The organism is Natrinema sp. LN54 (assembly GCF_052439245.1).
GTDB lineage: Archaea > Halobacteriota > Halobacteria > Halobacteriales > Natrialbaceae > Natrinema > Natrinema versiforme_A.
On the sequence record NZ_JBQVRP010000003.1, the window covers coordinates 138,911 to 159,067 of the forward strand.

Sequence of the window (20,157 nt, forward strand, 5' to 3'; positions counted from 1 at the left end):
TAGTCGAATGCTAATCGTTTAGTCACTCCTCATCAGTACGTCAGGAAACGCTCGCGTGGGAATTCAGATCAATGACGGAACCGATCACCGTACTCGTCGTCGATAACGAACCGGGGTTCGCCGATCTCGCCGGAGAGATGCTCGAGCGAGAGCGCGATTCGATCGTCGCCGAGACGGCGACGGACGGCACGGCGGCGCGTGACGTACTCGAGCGCCGCGATGTCGACTGTATCGTCAGCGATTACGAGATGCCGGAGATGACGGGGCTCGAGCTGTTAGAGCGCGTTCGCGAGGACGATCCCGATCTGCCTTTCATCCTGTTTACGGGGCGGGGATCGGAGGAGATCGCAAGCGAGGCGATCGCGGCGGGCGTCACCCAGTACCTCCAGAAGGAGTCGGGGAAGAAGCAGTACGCGTTGCTGGCGAATCAGATCACGAACGCCGTCGCGCAGTACCGCACGGAAACGGAACTCCGCGAGAGCGAGCGCCGCTACGAGCGGACGTTGACGACGTTACACGAGACGACGCGGGACCTGATGCGGGCGGAGACCAAAGACGAGATCTATCGGTCGGCGGTCGAAACGGCGGGCGAGATCCTCGACGTGACGGTCGCCGCGGCCTACGCGTTCGAGCCGACGGCCGGCAGCCTCGAGCACGCGGCCTCGACGGGGCGATCCTCCGAACTGGACGATCCGGAGCAGACCTTCGAGCGGGGCGAAGGACTGGTCTGGGCGGCGTTTTCGGAGGGCGAGAGCGCCTACTACGAGGACGTGACTCGCGAGGACGGCGCGGGGGCATCGACACCGCTGGAGGACGGCATCGAGCCCGCCGAGACGGTGAGCCGGAGCGAGCTGATCGTTCCGCTCGGGACCCACGGCGTCCTGGTCGCAGGCCGCGAGGAGGTCGACGGGTTCGACGAGACGATGATCGAACTGTTGCACATTCTGGCGGCCAACACCGAGGCCGCACTGGATCGGGCCGAGCGCGAGCAGTTGCTTCGGGATCACGATCGCACCCTGACCCGGCAAAACGAGGAGCTGACGCGGCTCAACCACACCAACGAGATCGTCCGGGAGATCAATCACGGGATCGCGCAGGCGTCGACGCGCGCGGCGATCGAGGAGACGGTGTGCGATCGCCTCGCCGAGACGGACCGGTATCGCTTCGCCTGGATCGCCGCGGACGACGACGAGCCGCCCGCACCGACCGCTTGGTCCGGGATCGACGCGGCCTACATCGACCGGATCCGCGGCGACGGCGCGTGCGCGCCCGAGATCACGCTGGCCCGCGAGACGCTCGAGACCGGGCGGGTGCAACTGGTACGCGACGTCCTCGAGGACGACCGCTGGGAATCACGGCGCAAAGCGGCGTTGACCTACGGCTATCAGACGGTGCTCGGAATTCCGCTGATCGCCGACGACCGCCGGTACGGCGCGCTGGTGGTCCACGTCTCGGGGGCCGATTCGGTCGGCGAGAGCGAGCGGGAGGTACTGGCTGAACTCGGGGAGACGACCGGGCACGCGATCCGGTCGGTCGAGCGGACGCGGGCGATGGTGACCGACAGTCGCCTCGAACTCGAGCTCGCCGTGGGGGATTCGCGGCTGCTGCTCAATCGACTCTCGGCGTACGTCGAGACGGCGGCCCCGATCACGCTCGAGGGCGTCATCGATCGCGGCGAAGACGGGATCGTCCTGTTCGTCAGCGCGCCGGCGACGGCGTCGCTCACCGACCTCGAGGCCGAGTGGGCGTCGATCGAGACGCTGTCGGTGGTGTCCGACGGTGACGAAGAGACGCTGTTCGAACTCACGGTCACGTCGACCCCGTTCCTCGACGTGTTGCGGACCTACGACGTCCAGATACGGCTGGCGACGGCCGAAGACGGTGCCTCGACGCTCGTCCTCGAGGTGCCACAGGGCGTCGAGACGCGGTCGCTGGTCGAGGCGATCGAGGCGGAGTACCCCGAGACGGAACTGGTGGCGAAACGGGAGACGACGCACACGCGATCGGCGCGGCGGCTCGATGCCTACCTCGCGGAGCGGCTCACCGACAAGCAGTTCGAGGCGTTACAGGCGGCGCACTACAGCGGCTTCTTCGAGTGGCCCCGAGAGAGTACCGGCGAGGATCTCGCGGACGCGCTCGGCGTGTCGCCGCCGACGTATCACTACCACTTGCGGGCGGCCGAGCGGAAACTCGTGACGCTGGCCTTCGACGGGTATTCTACGTAAGTAGTACCGTGAGGGAAGCGGCTACAAACAGGTAGGACGTATTCTTATTTCGCATCGGTTCCTACCGAATAGTGGCGATCTGAAACCACTCGTCGCCACCCTCATCCCCAACCCCTTTCCGAACCGATTTCCGATAGCGACGGCGTTCTCTTCGATCCGCTCGAGGCCTCGGTAGCGAAACCCGGACAGCCGCGGCTGGCGACCGAGACTGAGACGATGGGTCCCGCGACCGATTCGTGAACCGAGTACCTGTGGTTCGGGACAATCGTCACTGCGGTCTCGAGAGCGCGATGAGCGCGTGATCCGCTATCGATCTCACGCGTCGGCTGAGTTACTATGGGTATCGGAAAGCGATTACCGTAGCAAATTGGGCGAGTAGGTACTAATTGATTAGTACCACTCGTCAAACGCCACTAAAGCATTAGAAATTACGTTTAACCCCCACCAGTGTGTACCCGTAAGTGGCGATCTGAGACAGACTGTCGCCACCCCCCTTTCCCCCACCCCCACTTTCCGACGCACTGAAACTGTGAGTGGCATCGGTCCGTCGCGATACCCGTTGAGACGACGGTCTGCTGTGCGCTCGAGAAACGCCAGTCGTCGGGACTGGCGTCTTCTGGACGGAATCCATCGAAAAGTACTCGTCAGAACCGGCTCCGAACGTGACTCTCGCTCTCACACTCGCCAGAGAGCGGCTGTGCTACTGTGATCGGCTCCGTTGGGACTGCCGGTCGATTGTCTCGTCCCACTCGATCCAGTCCTGTTCCCAGCCGCGGCGGGATTCGGCGCGTCGCTGTGCGCGTTCGCGATCCTCGCGGGCCATTCGGTTGCGCTCGACGGCACCCGACTGTTCGCCCTCGACCAACAGCGGATCGAACGAAACGGCGTCGAACCGATCGGTCTCGCCGTCGGCCGAGACGGCCTCGAGGCGCTGCTGGTGGGTGCCGCGCGGAAAGACCAGTTGCCCGCCGTCGGCCAACTGCTCGAGCAGCGCGCGAGGCGGATCGACGGCGGCGGCCTCGAGGAGAATGCGGTCGAACGGCGCGTATTCGGGCAGGCCGTCCGCGCCGTCGCGACGGTCGACGAGGACGCCGTCGTAGCCAGCTTCGGCGAGATTCCCTCGCGCTTCGACGACGAGCGGCCGGGAGATGTCGACGGCGTGGACGTTCGTCTCGCCGACGATTTCGGCCGCCACGGCGGCGGTGTAGCCGACGCCGACGCCGACGATCAGTACCGACTGGTCGTCCTCGAGGGAGAGGGCCTGCAGCAGTCGCGCCACCGTCCGCGGCGCGAGGACGCGGGTGCCGAGCGCCTCGTGGTCGCGGTCCGCGTAGGCCGTCCGTTCCTCGTCGATGAACGCGTGGCGAGGCACGTCGCGCATCGCGACGGCGAGATCCTCGTCCGCGAGGATGTCCCTCGGTGGGGACTCGAGGCCGTCGACCATATCCTCTCGCAGTACCGCGGGGTCCATATCCCAGCTATCGGGGCGGCTGTTATGAATGACGCGCTTGCGCGGTCACCCACGACGGGGCTCGAGTCGGCGGCGTCGCAGCGCCGACCTACCCCCGCATCTCCACGAACCGAACGCCGCCGTGCTCGGTCCGCTCGAGCGAGCCGTCCGCCCGCTTCGTGGCGCTGACGAGTCGCTGACTCCCGATGCCGGTCCCGATCGGTGCGAGGATCTGACCGCCGGTTCTGACCTGCTCGACGACGGGATCGGGAACGGAAGACGCCGCGCAGGTAAAGTAGGCCGCGTCGTAGGGCGCGCGGTCGGGCCATCCCTCGCGGCCGTCGCCGGCGCGGACCGAGACGCCGTCGTAGCCGAGTTCCCCGAGTCGGTCGCGGGCCCGATCGGCCAGTTCCTCGCTGTATTCGACAGTGTAGACGCCCTCGTCGCCGACCAGTTCCGCCGTGACCGCGGCGTGATAGCCACAGCCGGTCCCGATCTCGAGGACGTCGTCGCCGGGGGCGACCGCGAGCAGATCGGCCATGATCGCGACCATGTGCGGCGCGCTAATCGTCTGGCCGTCGCCGATCGGCAGCGGGCGGTCAGCGTAGGCCTTGTCCCGGCGGTCGGGCGGGACGAACTCGTGGCGTGGGACCGCCTCGAGCGCCTCGAGGACGCGGTCGTCGTCCACGCGCGGCGCGACGGTCTCGATCATCCGCTGGCGTGGAGCCTCGTCGCTATTGGAACTGTCAAACATGGGTGGATCGAGTACGCGCTCGAGAACCGTATGGTACCGGGCGGCAAATACGGGGCGGTGTCAGAAACCGGGAGAACCGCTTACCACGCAGACCAGGCGCTGCTCTGCTCGTCGTAGGCGTAGACGCGCTTGACGTCCTTCGCGAAGGCGGTGTCGCCGCCCTCGTCGAAGCGGTCCCGTCGGTAGCCCTCGGCGTCGCCGCGGACGACGAAGGCGTCGATCTCGAACTCGTCGTCGCCGAAGGACTCGACCGCGCCGACCTCGAACTCGTAGTCGCCGGGGACGTGGACGGTGATGCTCCGGCTGTCGTCTCTCGAGCCGTCTTGGGGATGGACGGTGACGTTGACGCCGACGTTGTCGACCTCGCGGGTCCAGACGGTCTCGATCTCGTCGGCGGAAGCCTCCTCGACTCGCTTCTGGCCGTCGAGTTCGACGCTCGTCACGCGGACCGTCGAGAGCACTTCCTCGGTCTCGAGGATGAACTCGTCGCCGACCTCGATCGTCTCGTCTTCGGGCGTGGTGACGTTCGCCGTAAAGGACTCGCCGCCCTGCGAGACGACCACGTCGAGGGTGACCTCGCTCTCGCGGTCGGGCTGGACTTTGTGAACGTGACTACACTCGCTGCACCGAACGGTGAGGGTACCGCCGCCTTCCGTGAGTACCTCGTGGACCGTCTCGAGGTCCGGCGAGCACGAAGGACAGGGCGTCGGAACCCGATCCGGGATTTCGCTCATAACCCATCGTAGCGGCTACGCACCTAAAAGCCGATTGAACCGGTCGTCGCCGCCTGCGATCCTCGACTGTCGACCGAACCGACAGACTGCATTGGGTTCGGTTCGGGAAGCGGGCGTGAGACGCGGTTAGTTCCCCTGAATCGCGTCGATGACCATCGCCGCGGCGACGATGGGCTCTTTCGGGACGGAGCTGGCGTCGTCGATGACGATCTCGTAGCGGTCCCGCAGCGAGAACTGGCCGTCGATCGAGCCGACGTGATCGCCCGTCTGGTCGGTGATCTCGTACTTGTGGGGGATCCAGCCGCCGAACGGAACGACGTTCCGGGCCAGCGTCACCAGCGCGCCGCGAGAGTTGATCTCGGCCAGTTTCTCCTCGGTCGTCGCGTCGCGGATCTTCCACGTGTCCTGGAGCAGCGAGTAGTCGTTGTCCAGAATGATCAGATCCTCGCCGGTTCGGGCGTCGGTGAGGACGTAGTTCCCCGCCACGTCGATGATACCGCCGGCTTTGACCGTGAACACCTCGTCGCCGTCGGCGTCGACGAAGGGGAACTCCTCTTTCATCTTCAGCATCTTCTGTTTCCCCCGGAGGACGACGTTCCCGTCGCGGTCGAGCGCTCGGTACTTGTTTCGAATAAAGCCCTGTTCGACCGTGTAACGGTCGTCCGTGAGTTCGATGCCCTCGATATCGTACCCTCGAGTGTCGCTCATCGTACTCACTCAGACAATGCCTCTACTTGAATCTACCAGGTTCAGACAGGAATACTGATGTGTTAGACGAGCCGATATGATGACTTCTCCGGCTCGAGACCGAATTCACTCGAGAGACGCTGAGAGAGCGCGTTCCGATTAGTCGGAGTTCGGCGTCGGCAGTTCGATGGGGTCGCCGTCGGCGTACACTGTCGGCTCGCGCAGGATGCCGTCGAGGTGGATCGGCGCCTCCGTCTCGCCACCGATTCCCGCGTTATCGCCGATGGCGATGTGGACGGTACCCCCCGCTTTCTCGTCTAACAGGACCGAGCCGACGAGTTCAGTGACGGCGACGTTCGTACCGATGCCGAGTTCCGCGAGGTTGTACGCGGCGTCGCCGACGTCTGCGGCCGCGTTCTCGACCGTTTCACGGATCTCGTCGTCCGAGATGTGCGTGACGAGGCCGTCCTCGACCTCGAAGGTGAGCCGGTGACCGTCCTCGAGCAGCCCGTGGGGCCGCATTGTGCCATCGATGACGAAGGTGCCGTCGGCGGTCTCGGGGCTGATGAAGACCTCCCCCGCGGGGAGGTTCGACATCTCGCCGGGTTCGTGGACGATGCCGGTATCGGAGAGCCACTCGCGGTCCGCGACGCCGAACGTGATGTCGGTTCCGGCGTCGGTCGTCACCCGAATCTCGTCCGCCCCGGCGACCTGCTCGCGGACCGCCTCGCAGTGGGCCGCGATCGACTCGTAGTCGGCTGCCAGCCCGGTCGTGAAGACGTCCTCGGTGATCCCCGGGAGCGTCGCGACCCGCGCACCGGCCTCGTTTGCCTCGGTCCGGGCGCGAGTGTGACTCAGGCTCTTGGTCGTCGGCGCGAGGACCACGTCAGCCGCGGCCATCGCGGCCGCGACGGGTTCCGGTGGCTCGCTGCCGTGGGTCTCGCCCGGCGGATAGCGGACGATCACGGCGTCGTCGGTGATCTCGCTCGCAACCTCGTAGATCGCCTCCCCGATCGGTTCGCGCTCGTCGTCCGTAACGACCGCACACGACTCCTCCCCCTCGAGATTCAGACATTGGCGGACCGCCGTCTCGGCCGCGGCTCGAAGTGCTGTCATACGTTCGTGTGCGGCGAGCGGGCCGATATGTCTTACCTTCGGTCGCGATCCCGGTCGCTCTGCCGGTTTCTCCGTGAGGGTGCCAGCGACGGGAGCGGCGGCTCGAGTCGCCGGCTCGAGATCCGTGCGACTAAATGTCGAGATCGGGCTCGAGACCGAGTGAGAACTCCGATTCGAGTGAATATCCGCTGAGAGGCCTCGAAACGATTATCCCGCTCGGTGAGTCACTCCCGGTACATGCAACAGGTCGCCATCAACGGCTACGGCACGATCGGCAAGCGCGTCGCGGACGCCGTCCGGCAACAGCCCGACATGGAGGTGCTGGGCGTCGCGAAGACGCGCCCGAACTTCGAGGCCGAGACGGCCATCGACAAGGGATTCTCGCTCTACGCGGCCGTCGAGGAACGCGAGGAGCTGTTCGCCGAAGCCGGTCTCGATATCGCTGGGCCGGTCGACGACCTCGTCGCCGACGCCGATGTCGTCGTCGACGCCACGCCCTCGGGCATCGGGGCCGAGAACAAGGACCTCTACGAGGAGCACGACACGCCCGCGCTCTATCAGGGCGGCGAGGACGCCGACCTCGTCGACGTGAGCTTCAACGCGCGCTCGAACTTCGAGAACGCCGTCGACGCCGACCACGTCCGCGTCGTCTCCTGTAACACGACCGGCCTCTCCCGAGTCATCGCGCCGCTGCGCGAGGAATACGGCGTCGAGAAGGTCCGCGCGACGCTCGTCCGGCGCGGCGGCGACCCCGGCCAGACCTCTCGCGGGCCGATCAACGACATCCTCCCGAACCCGGTGACGATTCCCTCCCACCACGGGCCGGACGTCGAGACCATCTTCCCCGATCTGGACATCGACACGCTCGGGATGAAGGTGCCCGCGACGCTGATGCACATGCACAGTCTCAACGTCACGCTCGAGGAGGAGGTCGACGCCGCCGAGGTCCGCGATCTGTTCGCCGACGAGTCGCGGCTGTTCCTGATCCCCGAGCGGATGGACATCGACGGCAGCGGGAAGCTCAAGGAGTACGCCCTCGACGCGGGTCGGCCGCGGGGCGACATCTGGGAGAACTGCATCTGGGAGGAGTCCGTCTCGACCGAAGGACGGGACTTCTACCTGTTCCAGGGCATCCACCAAGAGAGCGACGTGGTTCCGGAGAACGTCGACGCCATCCGCGCCGTGACCGGTGCCGCCGACGCCGAGGAGAGCATCGAAACGACCAACGAGTCCCTCGGAATCGGGCTGTAGAGGGTCTCGCGCGCTTCGCAGTCTCGTTTCGTGCGGTTGATTCCGTCCGGTTTCGCGAAATCGTCCCGGTTCCGTTCTCACGCCGCTCGAGCCGAGCGCCGGACAAACGGCCCGTTTCGAGAACCGCAGACGGGATGCCGGTTCTCGAATCGTATAGCAGCGACAGAAAGTTTTTGCCACGCGATACCCTAGACACCCCCATGCGCCGAGACGACCGCGACGAACCCTTCGACGATCTGTTCCGCGAAATCGAACGAATGATGAACGAGATGATGAGCGGCGCGGACGGCAACGTCAATTTCGACTCCTCGAGCAGCGTCGACAACGGCTTCGGGATGGACACCCACGTCGACATCCACGAGACCGACGAGGAGGTCCGCGTCGTCGCGGACCTCCCCGGCGTCGAGAAGGACAACATCGAACTCGAGTGCGACGGCAAGACGCTGACTATCTCCGCCGAAAGCGAACACCGCCAGTACGACGAGCGCGTCTCGCTGCCGACCCGCGTCAACGAACACACCGCATCCGCGACCTACAACAACGGCGTCCTCGAAGTCGTCTTCGATCGCGCCGAACAGTCCTCGGACATCAGCCTCGAGTAGTCGGGCCGTCGCGGTCGTCGGTTTTCCGACTACCGGTCCCCCGCAGCGGTGCGTATCGCGGCCGCCAGCCGGTCGTAGAAGTCCGGTTCGTACTTCGTCTCCTCGTCGATCGTCGGCCGTGCGTTCGTCTCGTTTATCACCAGCCGGTCGCCCGTCTCGAGCAGGTCGACGCCGAGGAACGGGATCTCGAGCGCCGCCCCAACCCGCTCGGCCAACTCGCGGTACTCATCGGGCAACTCGACGCCCGTCGCCTCCGCGCCGCGGTGGACGTTGTGTTTCCACTGGCCCTCGCTGACCGCCGTGTCGGGTAGCCGGCGCTCGACCGCGCCGACGTACTCCCCCTCGAGTATCATCACGCGATAGTCGGTGGCGTTCGGGAGGTACTCCTGGACGAGAAACGACTGGTCGCCCGTCGCCTTGTAGTCGTGGACCAGCGAAAGGTAGTCACAGATGCCGAGGAAGGAATCGAGGTCGTGGGCCTTCGCGACGCCGACCCCCCGCGTCGTCGAGTTGGGCTTGACCACGACCGGCGGCTCGAACCGCTCGAAGACATCGGCCAACTCGTCCGCTCCGACATCGTTAGAGACATAGACCGATTTCGGGACCGGCAGCTCGGCCCGCCCGAGCCGCGCCAGCACCTCGGCTTTGTTCCGCGAGGTCAGCACCGTCTCGTGATCGTTGAGCCACGGCACCTCGAGCAAGGCGTCGGCGACCCCACCCTCCATGAGCCGGCCGGGGTAGACGAAGCCGACATCGTACGCGTCGGGCTCCCACGGCGGGTCGTCGAGCGCGACCGTGCGCTCGCGCACGGGCACGTGATGAACCCGTATCCCCCGCTCGGCCAGCGGCTCCCCCATCCGCTCGAACGTCTCCTTGTCGTTCGCAACCGCGAGATCGATCATATCCGGTACTCGGGAGGAGACGAGCAAAAAGGTGCTCGAGACAGCAATCCGAAATCGAGACGGAACGGCCGGGAGCGGGCACCGAGCGCTGCGAGGTGCCCGCGACCCTACGGAAGAGCTTGCTCTTCCGAGCATCGCGGAAGCAAAGCTTCCGCTCAACGGGGGAGGGCAGGCGTTTATCCGACTATAGACCGCGAGCGAAGCCGACGGCTGAGCGAGCGGGCCGACGACTGATGTGAGCGAGGACTGGAAGGACGAGTGAACGGAAGGAGGAGTGCTTTTGATCGAAATTTTACCGAGGGACATCGCGGTCGCAGCGGTTTGCGACCGCGATAGGCCGCAGCGTAAAATTTCGTTATGCGATCAGCTCTTCTTCGCCGCGCTCGACGACGACGCGACACGGCGGCGAGATCTTGTTGTAGGAGCGCCGAAGCGCGTCCTTGGCGAACTCGGCGTCGTCGACGTCACACCAGATGGTGAAGATGCGCTCGCCGGCGTCGATGCGAGCGGCGGTGCCGACGATCTTCCCGAAGGCCTGTCGCATCCCGTCGGACACACGGTCCGCACCCGCACCCGTCGCCTGCTTGTTCTCCCGGATGACGTGGTGGGGGAACTTGCGCAGGACCATCTTGTAGTTGTTCTCGCCGGCGTTTTTCAGCATGTGACGGTTCGCCGAAAGGCGCGAGGCCTCGAGGCTCCCGTGGCGGATCTGGACCTCTTCCTCGGTGATCAGGCTGATCTGGACGGGGTAGTCCTCGGCGTTCGCCTGAGCGTCGCCCATCTTGTGCTGTGCGATCTTCGATCCGGGGATGCCAGTAATGTATTCGCGGCGCGTGTAGGCCGGCTTACTGATCTCCCGGTACATGGAGGCAGGTTTGTCGGACATGGTGGTTACTTACGAAAACGGAAGCCCACCGAGCGGATAAAGGCTTCGAAGCGCCGCGTCGAGTCCGTTCCGCCGACAGTCGGTGACTGACCGTAACCGGAACTCAGTTCGCGGGGACGTATTCGGCGTCGGACTGCTCGATCAGCCCCTCGCTCTCGAGCGAGGAGAGCACGCTCAGAATCGTGAGTTTCTGCATGTTCAGCAGCCGGCTCAGGTCCGCGGTCGTCGCTCCGCCGGTCGCCTCGAGGGAGAGATAGACGAGTTTGCTCTGGGCGGAGTCGAGTTCGGTCGGCAGCTGGTCGAGTCGATCGGTCGTCTGCGCGTCTCGCAACATCGTACGAACGGCGACCACGAACTCGTGTATAAGCCTATGGGAGAGTGGGTATATAGACGCTAGTAGATATTATTGTGTATATATGCCGCATGAGAGTGAACGCGAGCGACGGAGGACGCGATTCGGGCACGCGAATTCGCGGTCGAACTCGCATCTCGGCGGCGTGTTTAAGGTTCCGCCGCCGAAACGGGTTCCCATGAGGAGTTTTCGGATCGGGTCCCTGTTCGGGATCCCGATCAAACTGGACCTGACGTTCCTGCTGGTGCTCCCGCTGTTCGCGTATCTCATCGGGGTCCAGATCGAGGGCGTCGCGACGATACTGAACGAGGGGTTGATGGCCGGAATCGACGTCGGCGCGATCACCGGCGGCGCGATGCCGTGGCTACTCGGGTTGGCCGCCGCGGTCGGCCTGTTCGTCGGCGTCGTGCTCCACGAACTCGGCCACTCGCTGACCGCCCAGCGGTACGGGTTTCCGATCGAATCGATCACGCTCTGGCTGTTCGGCGGGATCGCCGCCTTCTCGGAGATGCCCGAAGACTGGCGACAGGAACTCAACATCGCCGTCGCCGGTCCCATCGTCAGCGTACTGGTCGGCGTCGGATCGTACCTGCTCTTCGTCGTCACTCCCGAGAGTCTCAGCGGCGTGCGGTTCGTCCTCGGCTATCTCGCCGTGTTGAACGTCGCCCTCGCTATCTTCAACATGGTACCCGCTTTCCCGATGGACGGCGGGCGAGTGCTGCGAGCGCTGCTGGCCCGTAACCAACCGTACGCGCGGGCGACCCAACAGGCCGCGAGCGTCGGCAAGCTCTTCGCGGTCGGCATGGGGCTGTTCGGGCTGTTCGTCACGTTCAACCCGCTTCTGATCGGCGTCGCCTTCTTCGTCTACATCGCCGCCTCGAGCGAGGCCCAGCAGGTGACGATGAAGGCGGCCTTTCAGGACGTCACCGTCGGCGACATCATGACGCCGGCGAGCGAGCTCCACACCGTCGAGCCCGACACGACGGTCGCGACGTTGATCCAGCGGATGTTCACGGAGCGCCACACCGGCTATCCGGTCATCGACACCAACGCGTTCGAGGGCGAGCGGCTCGTCGGGCTCGTGACGCTGAGCGACGCCCGCGAGATCGATCCGGTCGAGCGCGACGCCTACACCGTCGACGACGTGATGACGAGGGATCTGCGGACGATCTCGCCCGATTCGGACGCCATGACCGCGATCGAGCGGATGCGAGAGCACAATATCGGTCGGCTACTCGTCGTCGACGACGACGATCTCGTCGGACTGATCTCGCGGACCGACGTGATGACCGCCTTCGACATCGTCCAGCAAAGCGGTGCGATCGCGCCGTCGGGCCGACCGCGAACCGCGGACTGAGTCCCCGAGGTAGTGTGAGAATCGATACCGGCAGTAACGGCCGACTCGAGTGCCGAGACCAACATTCTTAACCGCGGCCGGGGCCGACGATTCGGCGATGCCACCGGCCATCGAGACCGTCGACCTCGTGAAGGAGTACGGTGATTTGCGCGCCCTCCAAGAGCTGTCGCTGACCGTCGAGGAGGGCGAATTCTTCGGCCTGCTCGGACCCAACGGCGCAGGGAAGACGACCTTTATCAACACGCTGGTCGGCCTGGTCCGCAAGACCGGCGGCGACGCGCGGGTCTTCGGCTACGACGTCGAGGAGGACTACCAGCAGGCCCGCGACGCGATCGGCCTCGCACCCCAGGAGTTCAACGTCGACCGGTTCTTCTCTATTCGGGAAGTGTTGAAGCACAAGGCCGGCTATCACGGCGTGCCCGAGAGCGAAGCCGCCGAACGAGCCGACGAGGTGCTCAAGCGGGTCGGGATCTACGACAAGCGCGACGAGCGCTTCGACTGGCTCTCCGGCGGGATGAAACGCCGGCTCCTGCTCGCTCGAGCCCTCGTCACCGAGCCGGATCTGCTCATCTTGGACGAGCCGACCGCCGGCGTCGACGTCCAACTGCGCCACGACCTCTGGGAACTCGTCACCGAACTCAACGAGGAGGGGACGACGATTCTCCTCACGACGCACTACATCGAGGAGGCAGAACGACTCTGTGACCGCGTGGCGATCATGAACGAGGGCCGGAAGGTGACCGTCGCGACCCCGGACGAACTGAAGGGACGCGGCACCGACACCATCGCCGTCCGCCTCGAGTCGGCTCCCGCCAGCGCGCCCGATCTCGGCGCCTACGCACACGAAACGACGGTGTCCGGGGAGCGGCTCGAGGTCCGCGTCGACGACGGCGGCTCGACCGCGCCGCGGTTGCTCAACGACCTCGAGGCGATGGGCCACGAGATCGCCGACCTCGAGATCACGCGCACGTCGCTCGAGGAGATCTTCGTCGATCTCACCCGCAGCGAGGATCGGACGGTAACGCGGTCGTCAGCGGAGAGTTCGGACGACGGCGAGACCGCGACCGACGGACGCGAAACCGAGCGCGAACAGGAGGGTGTCGCCTGATGCTGTCGGTCGGCTTTCGCGCGCTCTTCCGGCGGGAGATACTGCGGTTCGTCCGCCGGCCCAAGAACACGTTCATGCCGCCGGCGATCACGAACGTGCTCTACTTCGCCGTCTTCGGGCTGATCCTCGGCGGCCGGATCGACCAGATCGCGGGCTTCGATTACATCCTCTTCATCGTGCCCGGTCTCGTCGTGCTCGGCGCGATTTCCAACGCCTTCGAGAACGCCTCGTTCTCGATCTTCCACGGCAGGTGGAACGAATATATCCACGAGACCTTGACCTCGCCGCTGTCCTACGTCGAGATGGTCGTCGCCTACGTCGGTGCCAGCGCGGTCCGAGGACTCATCGTCGGCGTCATCATCGCCGTCGTCGGCCGGCTGTTCGTGCCGATCAGCATCAAGCACGGCCTCTATCTCGTCGCCACCATGGTCGTCATCACGTCGCTGTTTGCCGGGTTCGGGATCATCGGCGGGCTCGTCGCTCGAGACTTCGACGATCTGACCGTGATGAACCAGTTCATCCTCCGCCCGCTGGTGTTCTTCGGCGCGGTCTTCTACTCGCTCGGGACGTTCGAGCAGGCGTGGCAGGTGAACCTCTCCCTGCTCAATCCGATGGTCTATATGGTCGACAGCGTCCGGTTCGGCCTGCTGGGCTACTCGGACCTGATCTCGGTCGGCGTCCTCCCCGAACCCTACACGGACTTCGCGCCGCTCGCCTCGCTCGCGGTGCTCACGGCGTGTACGCTCCTCGTTCTGGGAATCGACGTCTACCTGTTCAAAACGGGCTACGGGCTGACCGATTGAGGAACGGTCGGAGCGGTCGGCGACCCTCGAACTCGAGACCGAGCGGTCAGTCGCCGCGCTCGGCGACCTTGACCAGTTGCTTGCCGATGTTCTCGCCTTCGAACAGCCCGAGGAACGCGTCGGGCGCGTTCTCGAAGCCCTCGACGACGTTCTCGCGGTAGCGGATCTCGTCTTCCTGCACGAACTTCGAGAGGCGCTGAAGCGCCTCGCCCCAGCGATCCTGATAGTCGCCGACGAGGAGGCCCTCGACTTTCGCGCGGGTTTCGATGAGTTTGGCGAGCTTTCGGGGACCGGTCGGCACCTCGGTCTCGTTGTACAGCGCGATCTGGCCACAGACCGCGACCCTCGAGTGGACGTTCAGCCGGGGCCAGACGGCGTCGGTGATCGGGCCGCCGACGTTGTCGAAGTAGACATCGATCCCGTCGGGACAGGCCTCGGCCATCGCACTGCCGAGGTCGTCGGTCTCCTTGTAGTTGATCGCGGCGTCGAAGCCGAGTTCCTCGGTGAGCCACTCGGTCTTCTCGTCGCTACCGGCGGTGCCGACCACCCGAGCGCCGTTGATCCGGGCGAGCTGGCCGACGACGGAGCCGACCGCGCCCGCGGCGGCGGAGACGACGACGGTGTCGCCGGGGTTCGGGTCGCCGACATCGAGCAGTCCCCAGAACGCCGTCACGCCGGGCATGCCGAGGACGCCGAGGGCCGTCGAGATCGGCCCGAGTTCGGGGTTCACTCGCTGGAGTTCGTCCGCGTCGGCGACCGCGTGTTCCGCCCAATAGAGGTCGCCGGTGACGACATCGCCTGCCGCGAACGCGTCGGCTTCGGACTCGAGGACTTCCCCGACGACGCCGGCCTGCATCGGATCGCCGACGTCCCACGGCTCGGCGTACGACTCCGCATCACGCATTCGCCCGCGCATGTACGGGTCGACTGACTGGTACAGCGTCTTGACGAGGACCTCGCCGTCGTCCGGCTCGGGCCGGTCGACAGTCACGAGTTCGAAGTTCTCCGTGGTCGGTTCGCCGACGGGGCGGCTGGCGAGTCGCCACTGTCTGGTTTCTGCCATACGCGTACATGAACCCGCCCACGGGTGAAGATTTGCCTCGCGGAACCTCGGGACGCCGGCGCGGTCGACAGCCGTCTTCCCCTAGAGGACCGGCGGGCTCGAACCTTTTTCTTCACCGTTCGTGTAGGTCGAGTATGGGAACCGATCGCAGTACTCTCGAGCGGCTCCTCGCCGGGAACCGGCGCCACGTCGAGTCCCTGCCCGATGAGTACTTCGCGGACGTCCAGACCGGCCAGCACCCGACCGCGGTCGCGGTCTGTTGTTCCGACTCGCGGGTCTCCCACGAGGGGATGTGGGGGATCGATCGGCCGGGTGCGATCTTTACGCCGAGCAACATCGGCAATCAGGTCTGGGACGAAGACGACGGCGAGCGGATCATCGACGGCGGCGTCCTCTATCCGATCCACCACACCGGCACCGACGCCGTGGCCGTCGTGGGCCACACCGGCTGTGGGGCCGTCACCGCGGCCTACCACGTCGCGGCCGGCGCGGAGCCACCGGGGCCGCAGGGCGTCGACAAGTGGGTCGATATGCTCGTCCCCGTCGTCGAGGAGGCCCTCGAGAGCAGCCTGATCGACCGCGACGCCAACGCCGATACCGTCGTCAACCAACTCGTCGAATACAACGTCGGCTATCAGGCCCGCTCGCTGTGCGAGGCCGACGAGATCCCAGACACTGCTTCAGTCTACGGCTTCGTCTACGACTTTCAGGGCGTCTACGGCGACCGCCCCGGCCGGACCTACCTCGTCAGCGTCGACGGGGAAACCGACCCCGACGCGCTCATCGAGCTGGTGCCGGACGGCTACGAATCGACGGTGAAGAGCCTGCTGTACGGCGGCGAGGTCTCGACCGACTGACCGTCGACCGGTCAGTCGTCGGCCGCCGACTCCGCGACCGGCGTCGTCGGTTCCGGGACCGTCGCGTCCGCCGTCTCGCTCGCCCACTCGAGCTCGCCCGCGTAGTGGAACGCCTCGTTGTCCTGCTCGGGATCGACGACGGTCAGATCGCCGATCCAGCCCTTGTCGAGCAGCGTACGGACGTCCTCGTGCTCGCGGAGGATCTCGGTCACGCGCTCGACCGGCGCGTGGATCACCGCGGTCAGCCGCAGCGGCTGGTGGAAGGGGCGCTCGTCGTCGCGCTTGAGCGACTGCAGCGGGAGGCCGGTCAGGAGGTCGCCGCCGTTGCCCTGGACGACGCCGACGTTGCCGACCGGGTTCTGGGTGACCTTCGAGCCGCTCCCGTAGGCGGCGTTGTCGACCGTCGCGAAGTAGTACTGGTTGTTGATCCACTGGGTGACCACGAGCGGGCCCGTGAAGATCGCCTCGAGGGCGTCGCCGTCGGGGTCGGTCGTCCAGTCGTAGGAGTGGAGGAACGCGCGGCCGTCGAGGTTCCGGTCGGCGGTCAGTTCGCGCGGTCCGATGACGAAGGAGGCGTTGCCGGCCAGCCCCCACTCGGGGCGGGTTTCGGCCCAGTCGGCCGCCTTGCGCTCGACCTCGTCGACGGCCGCCTCGCTCTCGACCGATGCGGTGCGCTCGGCCGCGGCCCCGGCACGGGCGCGGTCGAGGTCCTCGCGCAGGGACTCGAGGTCCGCGCGGTGGCTCTCGGGCACCGAATCGTCGAAGAGGGAGATCTGGTCGGTCGTCGTGTTGTGTTCGCCCGCGAGGAAGACGGTGTCCTCGGGGATGTCGATCCCGCGCTCGCGCAGTTCGGCCTGCACGTCCTCGTCGTTACAGATCGCCGCGAGCACGCGGGCGTTGGGGCCGCCGGGGTTGCCGGCGCAGGCCCCGCAGTCCAGACTCGAGTCGAAGGGGTTGTTCGTCGTCTCGCTTGCGTGGCCCGCGAAGACGACCAGTCGAGCGAACTCCGTCCAGCCCATGAGTTCGAAGGCGGTCTGTGCGTACTCGACCTTCGCCTCGTGGCTCATCCCCTGCGGGAGGTCGTGGTCGGCGTGATCGTGGTCGTCGTACGCGTCGTAGTCGACGGCGGGTGCGGCGACCTCGGGGACGCTCGGGACGCGGTCCTCGAGGGCGGACTCGAGTGTCGCGATCGACGACGGCGACAGCGTCCGCGCGGTCATCGCCGAGCCGTAGGCGCTGCCGGCCCCCTCGACGAAGGTAAAGGCGGCGACGAGGTTCGATTTGAGCGTTTTGAAGTGTTTGCGGACCGCCGTGGCGAGCCCGGTCCAGCGGTCGCGATCGGCGGCCGCCTCGGCGTCGTCGGGCCGATCGACGATCCGGTGTTCGGGGTCGACGATCGGCGGACAGGCGTCGGTGTCGGCCGCGGCCTCGTGGCCCCGGTGGCGCATCGGGACGCCGAAAAAACCCGCGTAGCCGTGGGTCTCGTAGGGGCCTTGGGCCTCGATGTGGCGGCGGATCACCTCCGAGCGCGTGTCGATACAGAACACGAGTTGGGCGGCCGGCCGGTCGGCGGCAGCGTCGCCGGGCTCGGTCACCGAGTCGTCGATCCCGTCGAGGAGCCGCTCGCGATAACTCTTCTCCCACGCGGTCAGCCAGATCTCGGGCAGGGGAACGTCGTCGCCGTCCGCATCCGATTGGGCGGTCTCGGAGACCTCGGCGAGGTCGATCGGCGCGTCAAGCAGGTCTGCGAGCGTGAGCCGCACCGCGAGGTACTGAGCCAGCGTGATCGGGTACGCCTCCTGCCACGGATCGACGTCGTCGTCGGTCCGCTGCTTGATGAACCCGCTCCAGCCCGGGAGGGCGGCGAGGTGCGCTTCGAGGATCTCGTCCCAGCGCTCCTCGGGGTAGTCGCCGAGTGCCGACTCGAGGGCCTCGAGCGCCGTCGCCGGGAGGTCGTCGGCGTCGTCACAGCCCGGGATGTCAGCGTCGTGGGGAGCCACCGTGCGCCACGCCCGATAGAACCCGTCCTCGCGGTTGGGCATCGGCCACTTGGCCTGTCCCTCGTCGAGGAAGGCCGCGAGCCACTTCGAGAGGACCCGATCGACGGCTTCGGTCGCGTCGTCGGGCTCGGCGGCGGTGCGTTCCGACTCGGCCTCGGCCATCGCCTCGAGGAGCGTCTCGGGATCGCGGTCGATCCCGTGCGCCTCGAGTTCGACCCGGAGCGTGTCGGCATCGATCCGGCCCGACTCCCACGCGCGGCGGAAGACCGACGGGTGGGGATACCCCCGCCCGCCGAACAGGTCCTCGGCCTCGGCGACGGCCCGGTGGAACGACTCGTCCTCGAACCCCGAAAGGGGGTTTGCCGTGACGAACGAGTGCAGCGGCCAGACCGAGCCGATGCGTTCGGCCGCGCTGTCGATGTGTTCCTCGATGCGACGGGCGTCGTCGGATTCCTTACGCGTCATTGTATTCCTCCGTACTGGTGAGAACGGTCGACGGGTCGGGTTGCGAGACGTTCAGCAAGGCGACGTAGAGGCGTTCGCTCGAGCGGAGCCATCCCAGTTCCGCCGCGAGATACGCGCCGATAAAGAGGGCGACGACGAGGTAGTGGACGGGGGTCATCTCGGTCGAAACGTGGGTCATCGGGACGCCCGAGAGCATCGACGAGACGGCGTTGAACGCGACGGCGTAGCCGCCGATCGCGGTCAGGACGATCAGCGGGACGCTGACGAACCGGACCGCCGTCGGCAGGGTCGACCGCTGGAGGATGTCTCGGGCCGCGGTCAGCGTCGTCAGGACCACGACAAGCGTCAGGATGGTGCCGCTGTTCAGCGTCAGACTCGTCGCCTTCCCGGTGAGGACGCCGAACAGGACGCCGCCGCCGACGGCCGTCACGAGGCTGACGGCAATCCCCGAGAAGCCCAGTTCAGTGTGGCCCGCGTCCTTCGGGGCCGCGCGCTCGACGCCCGCTCCCGACGAGAGGAAGAGGTACGCCTTGTAGAAGCCGTGCAGGATGAGGTGGGCGATCGCGGCGGCGAAGAAGCCGAGCCCGCACTGCAGTATCATAAAGCCCATCTGGGCGATCGTCGAACTGCCGAGCTTGCGTTTGACGTCCGTCTGGACGAGGATCATCGCCTGTCCGAGCAGGGCGCTGACCGCGCCGACGAGGACGATCGCCGACATGATCACCAGTTGGTCCCCGATCAGCGGCGCGAACCGCGTCAGCAGGATCCCGCCCGCGTTGACGAACCCGGCGTGCATCAGGGCGGAGGCCGGCGTCGGCGCGGTCATCGACGACAGCAGCCAGCCGTGGAACGGCAAGAGCGCAGACTGGATGATCGCCGCGAGGACGATCCCCGCGGCGGCGACGAGCCCGACCGTCGGCGAGACGCCCTCGAGACCTTCAAGCAGGCCGGTGAGCGTGGTCGCACCGGTCGCCCAGACGAGCAGCGCCACGGAGCCGGCGAGTAACGCGGTGCTGGCGAGGAAGTAGCGGCGGGCGATGCGGCCGGCGGCCCGGGCCTGCGGCCAGTCGCGAACGTGACCGATGAGCCCGGCCATCAGCAGGCCCATCGCCAGCCACGCGACCACGAACAGCGCGACGTGGTTCGCCGCGGTCATCGTCATGACGGCGAGGGTAAAGCCGAAGACGCGACCGAAGAACCGCTCGAGGTCGCTGTCGCCGGCCATGTAGCGCCGCGAGTAGCTGTGGACGATCCCGCTGAAGAACGTGACTACGACCCACATGACCGCGGTCAGCCCGTCGATCCGCAGGAGCGTCGAGACCTCCCAGCCGGCTCCGCCCCGGATCGCCAGCGCGAGGACGCCGAGACTGGCGACGAAGAGCGTCCAGACCGTCCAGGTCGACGCTCGAGGGACGGCCGAACTCGGCGGCGTCGGTTCGGGGCGCGGTGCGATGTCGTCGTCGATCGTTGCTGTGTCCTCGGTCATGTGTCGTAGCGGCGACCAGCCCGTCACCGTCTCCCGTCGTGACGTGTCGTTCGCGGCAA

Annotated in this window: 18 protein-coding genes; 7 read left to right on the forward strand and 11 right to left on the reverse strand. The window is 66.3% G+C overall.

Annotated features, from left to right (window positions below):
- Positions 1–71: 71 nt before the first annotated feature.
- Positions 72–2,225 (forward strand): bacterio-opsin activator domain-containing protein, encoded by a 2,154-nt coding sequence (locus ACT4ML_RS09990; protein WP_444720731.1) that lies wholly within the window; start codon positions 72–74, stop codon positions 2,223–2,225.
- Positions 2,226–2,925: 700 nt separating this feature from the next.
- Here ACT4ML_RS09990 and ACT4ML_RS09995 read toward each other — a convergent pair.
- From ACT4ML_RS09995 to ACT4ML_RS10015, 5 genes are all read right to left on the reverse strand, one after another.
- Entirely contained in the window at positions 2,926–3,696 is a 771-nt protein-coding gene (locus ACT4ML_RS09995; protein WP_444720732.1) for a protein-L-isoaspartate O-methyltransferase family protein, read from the reverse strand.
- 88 nt (positions 3,697–3,784) lie between these two features.
- Positions 3,785–4,429 (reverse strand): protein-L-isoaspartate(D-aspartate) O-methyltransferase, encoded by a 645-nt coding sequence (locus ACT4ML_RS10000; RefSeq protein ID WP_444720733.1) that lies wholly within the window; start codon positions 4,427–4,429, stop codon positions 3,785–3,787.
- A gap of 80 nt (positions 4,430–4,509) precedes the next feature.
- Positions 4,510–5,163, reverse strand: a complete 654-nt coding sequence (locus ACT4ML_RS10005) for an HVO_0476 family zinc finger protein (protein ID WP_444720734.1) — start codon at positions 5,161–5,163, stop codon at positions 4,510–4,512.
- A 126-nt stretch (positions 5,164–5,289) separates the two neighbouring features.
- Positions 5,290–5,871, reverse strand: coding sequence for an LURP-one-related/scramblase family protein (locus tag ACT4ML_RS10010; protein WP_444720735.1), 582 nt, complete (start codon positions 5,869–5,871; stop codon positions 5,290–5,292).
- Positions 5,872–6,009: 138 nt separating this feature from the next.
- Positions 6,010–6,966, reverse strand: a complete 957-nt coding sequence (locus tag ACT4ML_RS10015) for an aminopeptidase (RefSeq protein ID WP_444720736.1) — start codon at positions 6,964–6,966, stop codon at positions 6,010–6,012.
- Positions 6,967–7,203: 237 nt separating this feature from the next.
- Here ACT4ML_RS10015 and ACT4ML_RS10020 point away from each other — a divergent pair, with 237 nt between their 5' ends.
- Positions 7,204–8,217, forward strand: coding sequence for a type II glyceraldehyde-3-phosphate dehydrogenase (locus ACT4ML_RS10020; protein WP_444720737.1), 1,014 nt, complete (start codon positions 7,204–7,206; stop codon positions 8,215–8,217).
- A gap of 200 nt (positions 8,218–8,417) precedes the next feature.
- Positions 8,418–8,819 carry an Hsp20/alpha crystallin family protein gene (locus ACT4ML_RS10025; RefSeq protein WP_138246482.1) on the forward strand — a complete coding sequence of 134 codons (402 nt, stop codon included), beginning with the start codon at positions 8,418–8,420 and terminating at the stop codon, positions 8,817–8,819.
- Between the two features lie 29 nt (positions 8,820–8,848).
- On the opposite strand, the gene ACT4ML_RS10030 is transcribed toward ACT4ML_RS10025, so the two are convergent.
- The 3 genes from ACT4ML_RS10030 to ACT4ML_RS10040 all read right to left on the reverse strand — a co-directional run bounded on the left by ACT4ML_RS10030 (position 8,849) and on the right by ACT4ML_RS10040 (position 10,941).
- A complete protein-coding gene (locus ACT4ML_RS10030) occupies positions 8,849–9,721 on the reverse strand; it encodes an ATP-grasp domain-containing protein (protein WP_444720738.1) in 873 nt (290 codons plus the stop codon).
- 355 nt (positions 9,722–10,076) lie between these two features.
- On the reverse strand, positions 10,077–10,607 hold the full coding sequence (locus tag ACT4ML_RS10035; protein ID WP_444720739.1) for a 50S ribosomal protein L16: 531 nt from the start codon (positions 10,605–10,607) through the stop codon (positions 10,077–10,079).
- Positions 10,608–10,710: 103 nt separating this feature from the next.
- Entirely contained in the window at positions 10,711–10,941 is a 231-nt protein-coding gene (locus ACT4ML_RS10040) for a MarR family transcriptional regulator (RefSeq protein ID WP_444720740.1), read from the reverse strand.
- Positions 10,942–11,137: 196 nt separating this feature from the next.
- On the opposite strand from ACT4ML_RS10040, the gene ACT4ML_RS10045 reads away from it, so the two are divergent.
- From ACT4ML_RS10045 to ACT4ML_RS10055, 3 genes are all read left to right on the forward strand, one after another.
- A complete protein-coding gene (locus ACT4ML_RS10045) occupies positions 11,138–12,316 on the forward strand; it encodes a CBS domain-containing protein (protein WP_444720741.1) in 1,179 nt (392 codons plus the stop codon).
- Between the two features lie 97 nt (positions 12,317–12,413).
- Entirely contained in the window at positions 12,414–13,424 is a 1,011-nt protein-coding gene (locus ACT4ML_RS10050) for an ATP-binding cassette domain-containing protein (protein WP_444720742.1), read from the forward strand.
- Complete coding sequence (locus ACT4ML_RS10055) at positions 13,424–14,227, forward strand: ABC transporter permease (RefSeq protein ID WP_444720743.1); 804 nt, start codon at positions 13,424–13,426, stop codon at positions 14,225–14,227. Before ACT4ML_RS10050 ends, ACT4ML_RS10055 begins: the two co-directional genes overlap by 1 nt.
- 46 nt (positions 14,228–14,273) lie before the next feature.
- Here ACT4ML_RS10055 and ACT4ML_RS10060 read toward each other — a convergent pair whose 3' ends face one another.
- Complete coding sequence (locus ACT4ML_RS10060; RefSeq protein WP_444720744.1) at positions 14,274–15,290, reverse strand: NADP-dependent oxidoreductase; 1,017 nt, start codon at positions 15,288–15,290, stop codon at positions 14,274–14,276.
- A gap of 134 nt (positions 15,291–15,424) precedes the next feature.
- Between ACT4ML_RS10060 and ACT4ML_RS10065 the strand changes: the two genes are divergently transcribed.
- Positions 15,425–16,147, forward strand: a complete 723-nt coding sequence (locus tag ACT4ML_RS10065) for a carbonic anhydrase (protein WP_444720745.1) — start codon at positions 15,425–15,427, stop codon at positions 16,145–16,147.
- Positions 16,148–16,158: 11 nt separating this feature from the next.
- Here the strand turns inward: ACT4ML_RS10065 and ACT4ML_RS10070 are convergent, their stop codons facing one another.
- Both ACT4ML_RS10070 and ACT4ML_RS10075 read right to left on the reverse strand, forming a co-directional pair.
- The gene (locus tag ACT4ML_RS10070) at positions 16,159–18,612 is read right to left on the reverse strand and encodes a DUF2309 domain-containing protein (RefSeq protein ID WP_444720746.1); all 2,454 of its coding nucleotides are present in this window, start codon (positions 18,610–18,612) and stop codon (positions 16,159–16,161) included.
- Positions 18,602–20,098, reverse strand: a complete 1,497-nt coding sequence (locus tag ACT4ML_RS10075) for a proton-conducting transporter transmembrane domain-containing protein (RefSeq protein ID WP_444720747.1) — start codon at positions 20,096–20,098, stop codon at positions 18,602–18,604. The genes ACT4ML_RS10070 and ACT4ML_RS10075 overlap by 11 nt, the downstream gene beginning before the upstream one ends.
- Positions 20,099–20,157 lie beyond the last annotated feature (59 nt).

Coding starts and splice junctions, on each gene's coding strand:
- ACT4ML_RS09990 (WP_444720731.1), top strand. CDS start 72: ATGACGGAACCGATCACCGTACTCGTCGTCGATAACGAACCGGGGTTC.
- ACT4ML_RS09995 (WP_444720732.1), bottom strand. CDS start 3,696: ATGGACCCCGCGGTACTGCGAGAGGATATGGTCGACGGCCTCGAGTCC.
- ACT4ML_RS10075 (WP_444720747.1), bottom strand. CDS start 20,098: ATGACCGAGGACACAGCAACGATCGACGACGACATCGCACCGCGCCCC.
- ACT4ML_RS10060 (WP_444720744.1), bottom strand. CDS start 15,290: ATGGCAGAAACCAGACAGTGGCGACTCGCCAGCCGCCCCGTCGGCGAA.
- ACT4ML_RS10035 (WP_444720739.1), bottom strand. CDS start 10,607: ATGTCCGACAAACCTGCCTCCATGTACCGGGAGATCAGTAAGCCGGCC.
- ACT4ML_RS10050 (WP_444720742.1), top strand. CDS start 12,414: ATGCCACCGGCCATCGAGACCGTCGACCTCGTGAAGGAGTACGGTGAT.
- ACT4ML_RS10070 (WP_444720746.1), bottom strand. CDS start 18,612: ATGACGCGTAAGGAATCCGACGACGCCCGTCGCATCGAGGAACACATC.
- ACT4ML_RS10000 (WP_444720733.1), bottom strand. CDS start 4,429: ATGTTTGACAGTTCCAATAGCGACGAGGCTCCACGCCAGCGGATGATC.
- ACT4ML_RS10055 (WP_444720743.1), top strand. CDS start 13,424: ATGCTGTCGGTCGGCTTTCGCGCGCTCTTCCGGCGGGAGATACTGCGG.
- ACT4ML_RS10040 (WP_444720740.1), bottom strand. CDS start 10,941: ATGTTGCGAGACGCGCAGACGACCGATCGACTCGACCAGCTGCCGACC.
- ACT4ML_RS10025 (WP_138246482.1), top strand. CDS start 8,418: ATGCGCCGAGACGACCGCGACGAACCCTTCGACGATCTGTTCCGCGAA.
- ACT4ML_RS10065 (WP_444720745.1), top strand. CDS start 15,425: ATGGGAACCGATCGCAGTACTCTCGAGCGGCTCCTCGCCGGGAACCGG.
- ACT4ML_RS10045 (WP_444720741.1), top strand. CDS start 11,138: ATGAGGAGTTTTCGGATCGGGTCCCTGTTCGGGATCCCGATCAAACTG.
- ACT4ML_RS10030 (WP_444720738.1), bottom strand. CDS start 9,721: ATGATCGATCTCGCGGTTGCGAACGACAAGGAGACGTTCGAGCGGATG.
- ACT4ML_RS10020 (WP_444720737.1), top strand. CDS start 7,204: ATGCAACAGGTCGCCATCAACGGCTACGGCACGATCGGCAAGCGCGTC.
- ACT4ML_RS10010 (WP_444720735.1), bottom strand. CDS start 5,871: ATGAGCGACACTCGAGGGTACGATATCGAGGGCATCGAACTCACGGAC.
- ACT4ML_RS10005 (WP_444720734.1), bottom strand. CDS start 5,163: ATGAGCGAAATCCCGGATCGGGTTCCGACGCCCTGTCCTTCGTGCTCG.
- ACT4ML_RS10015 (WP_444720736.1), bottom strand. CDS start 6,966: ATGACAGCACTTCGAGCCGCGGCCGAGACGGCGGTCCGCCAATGTCTG.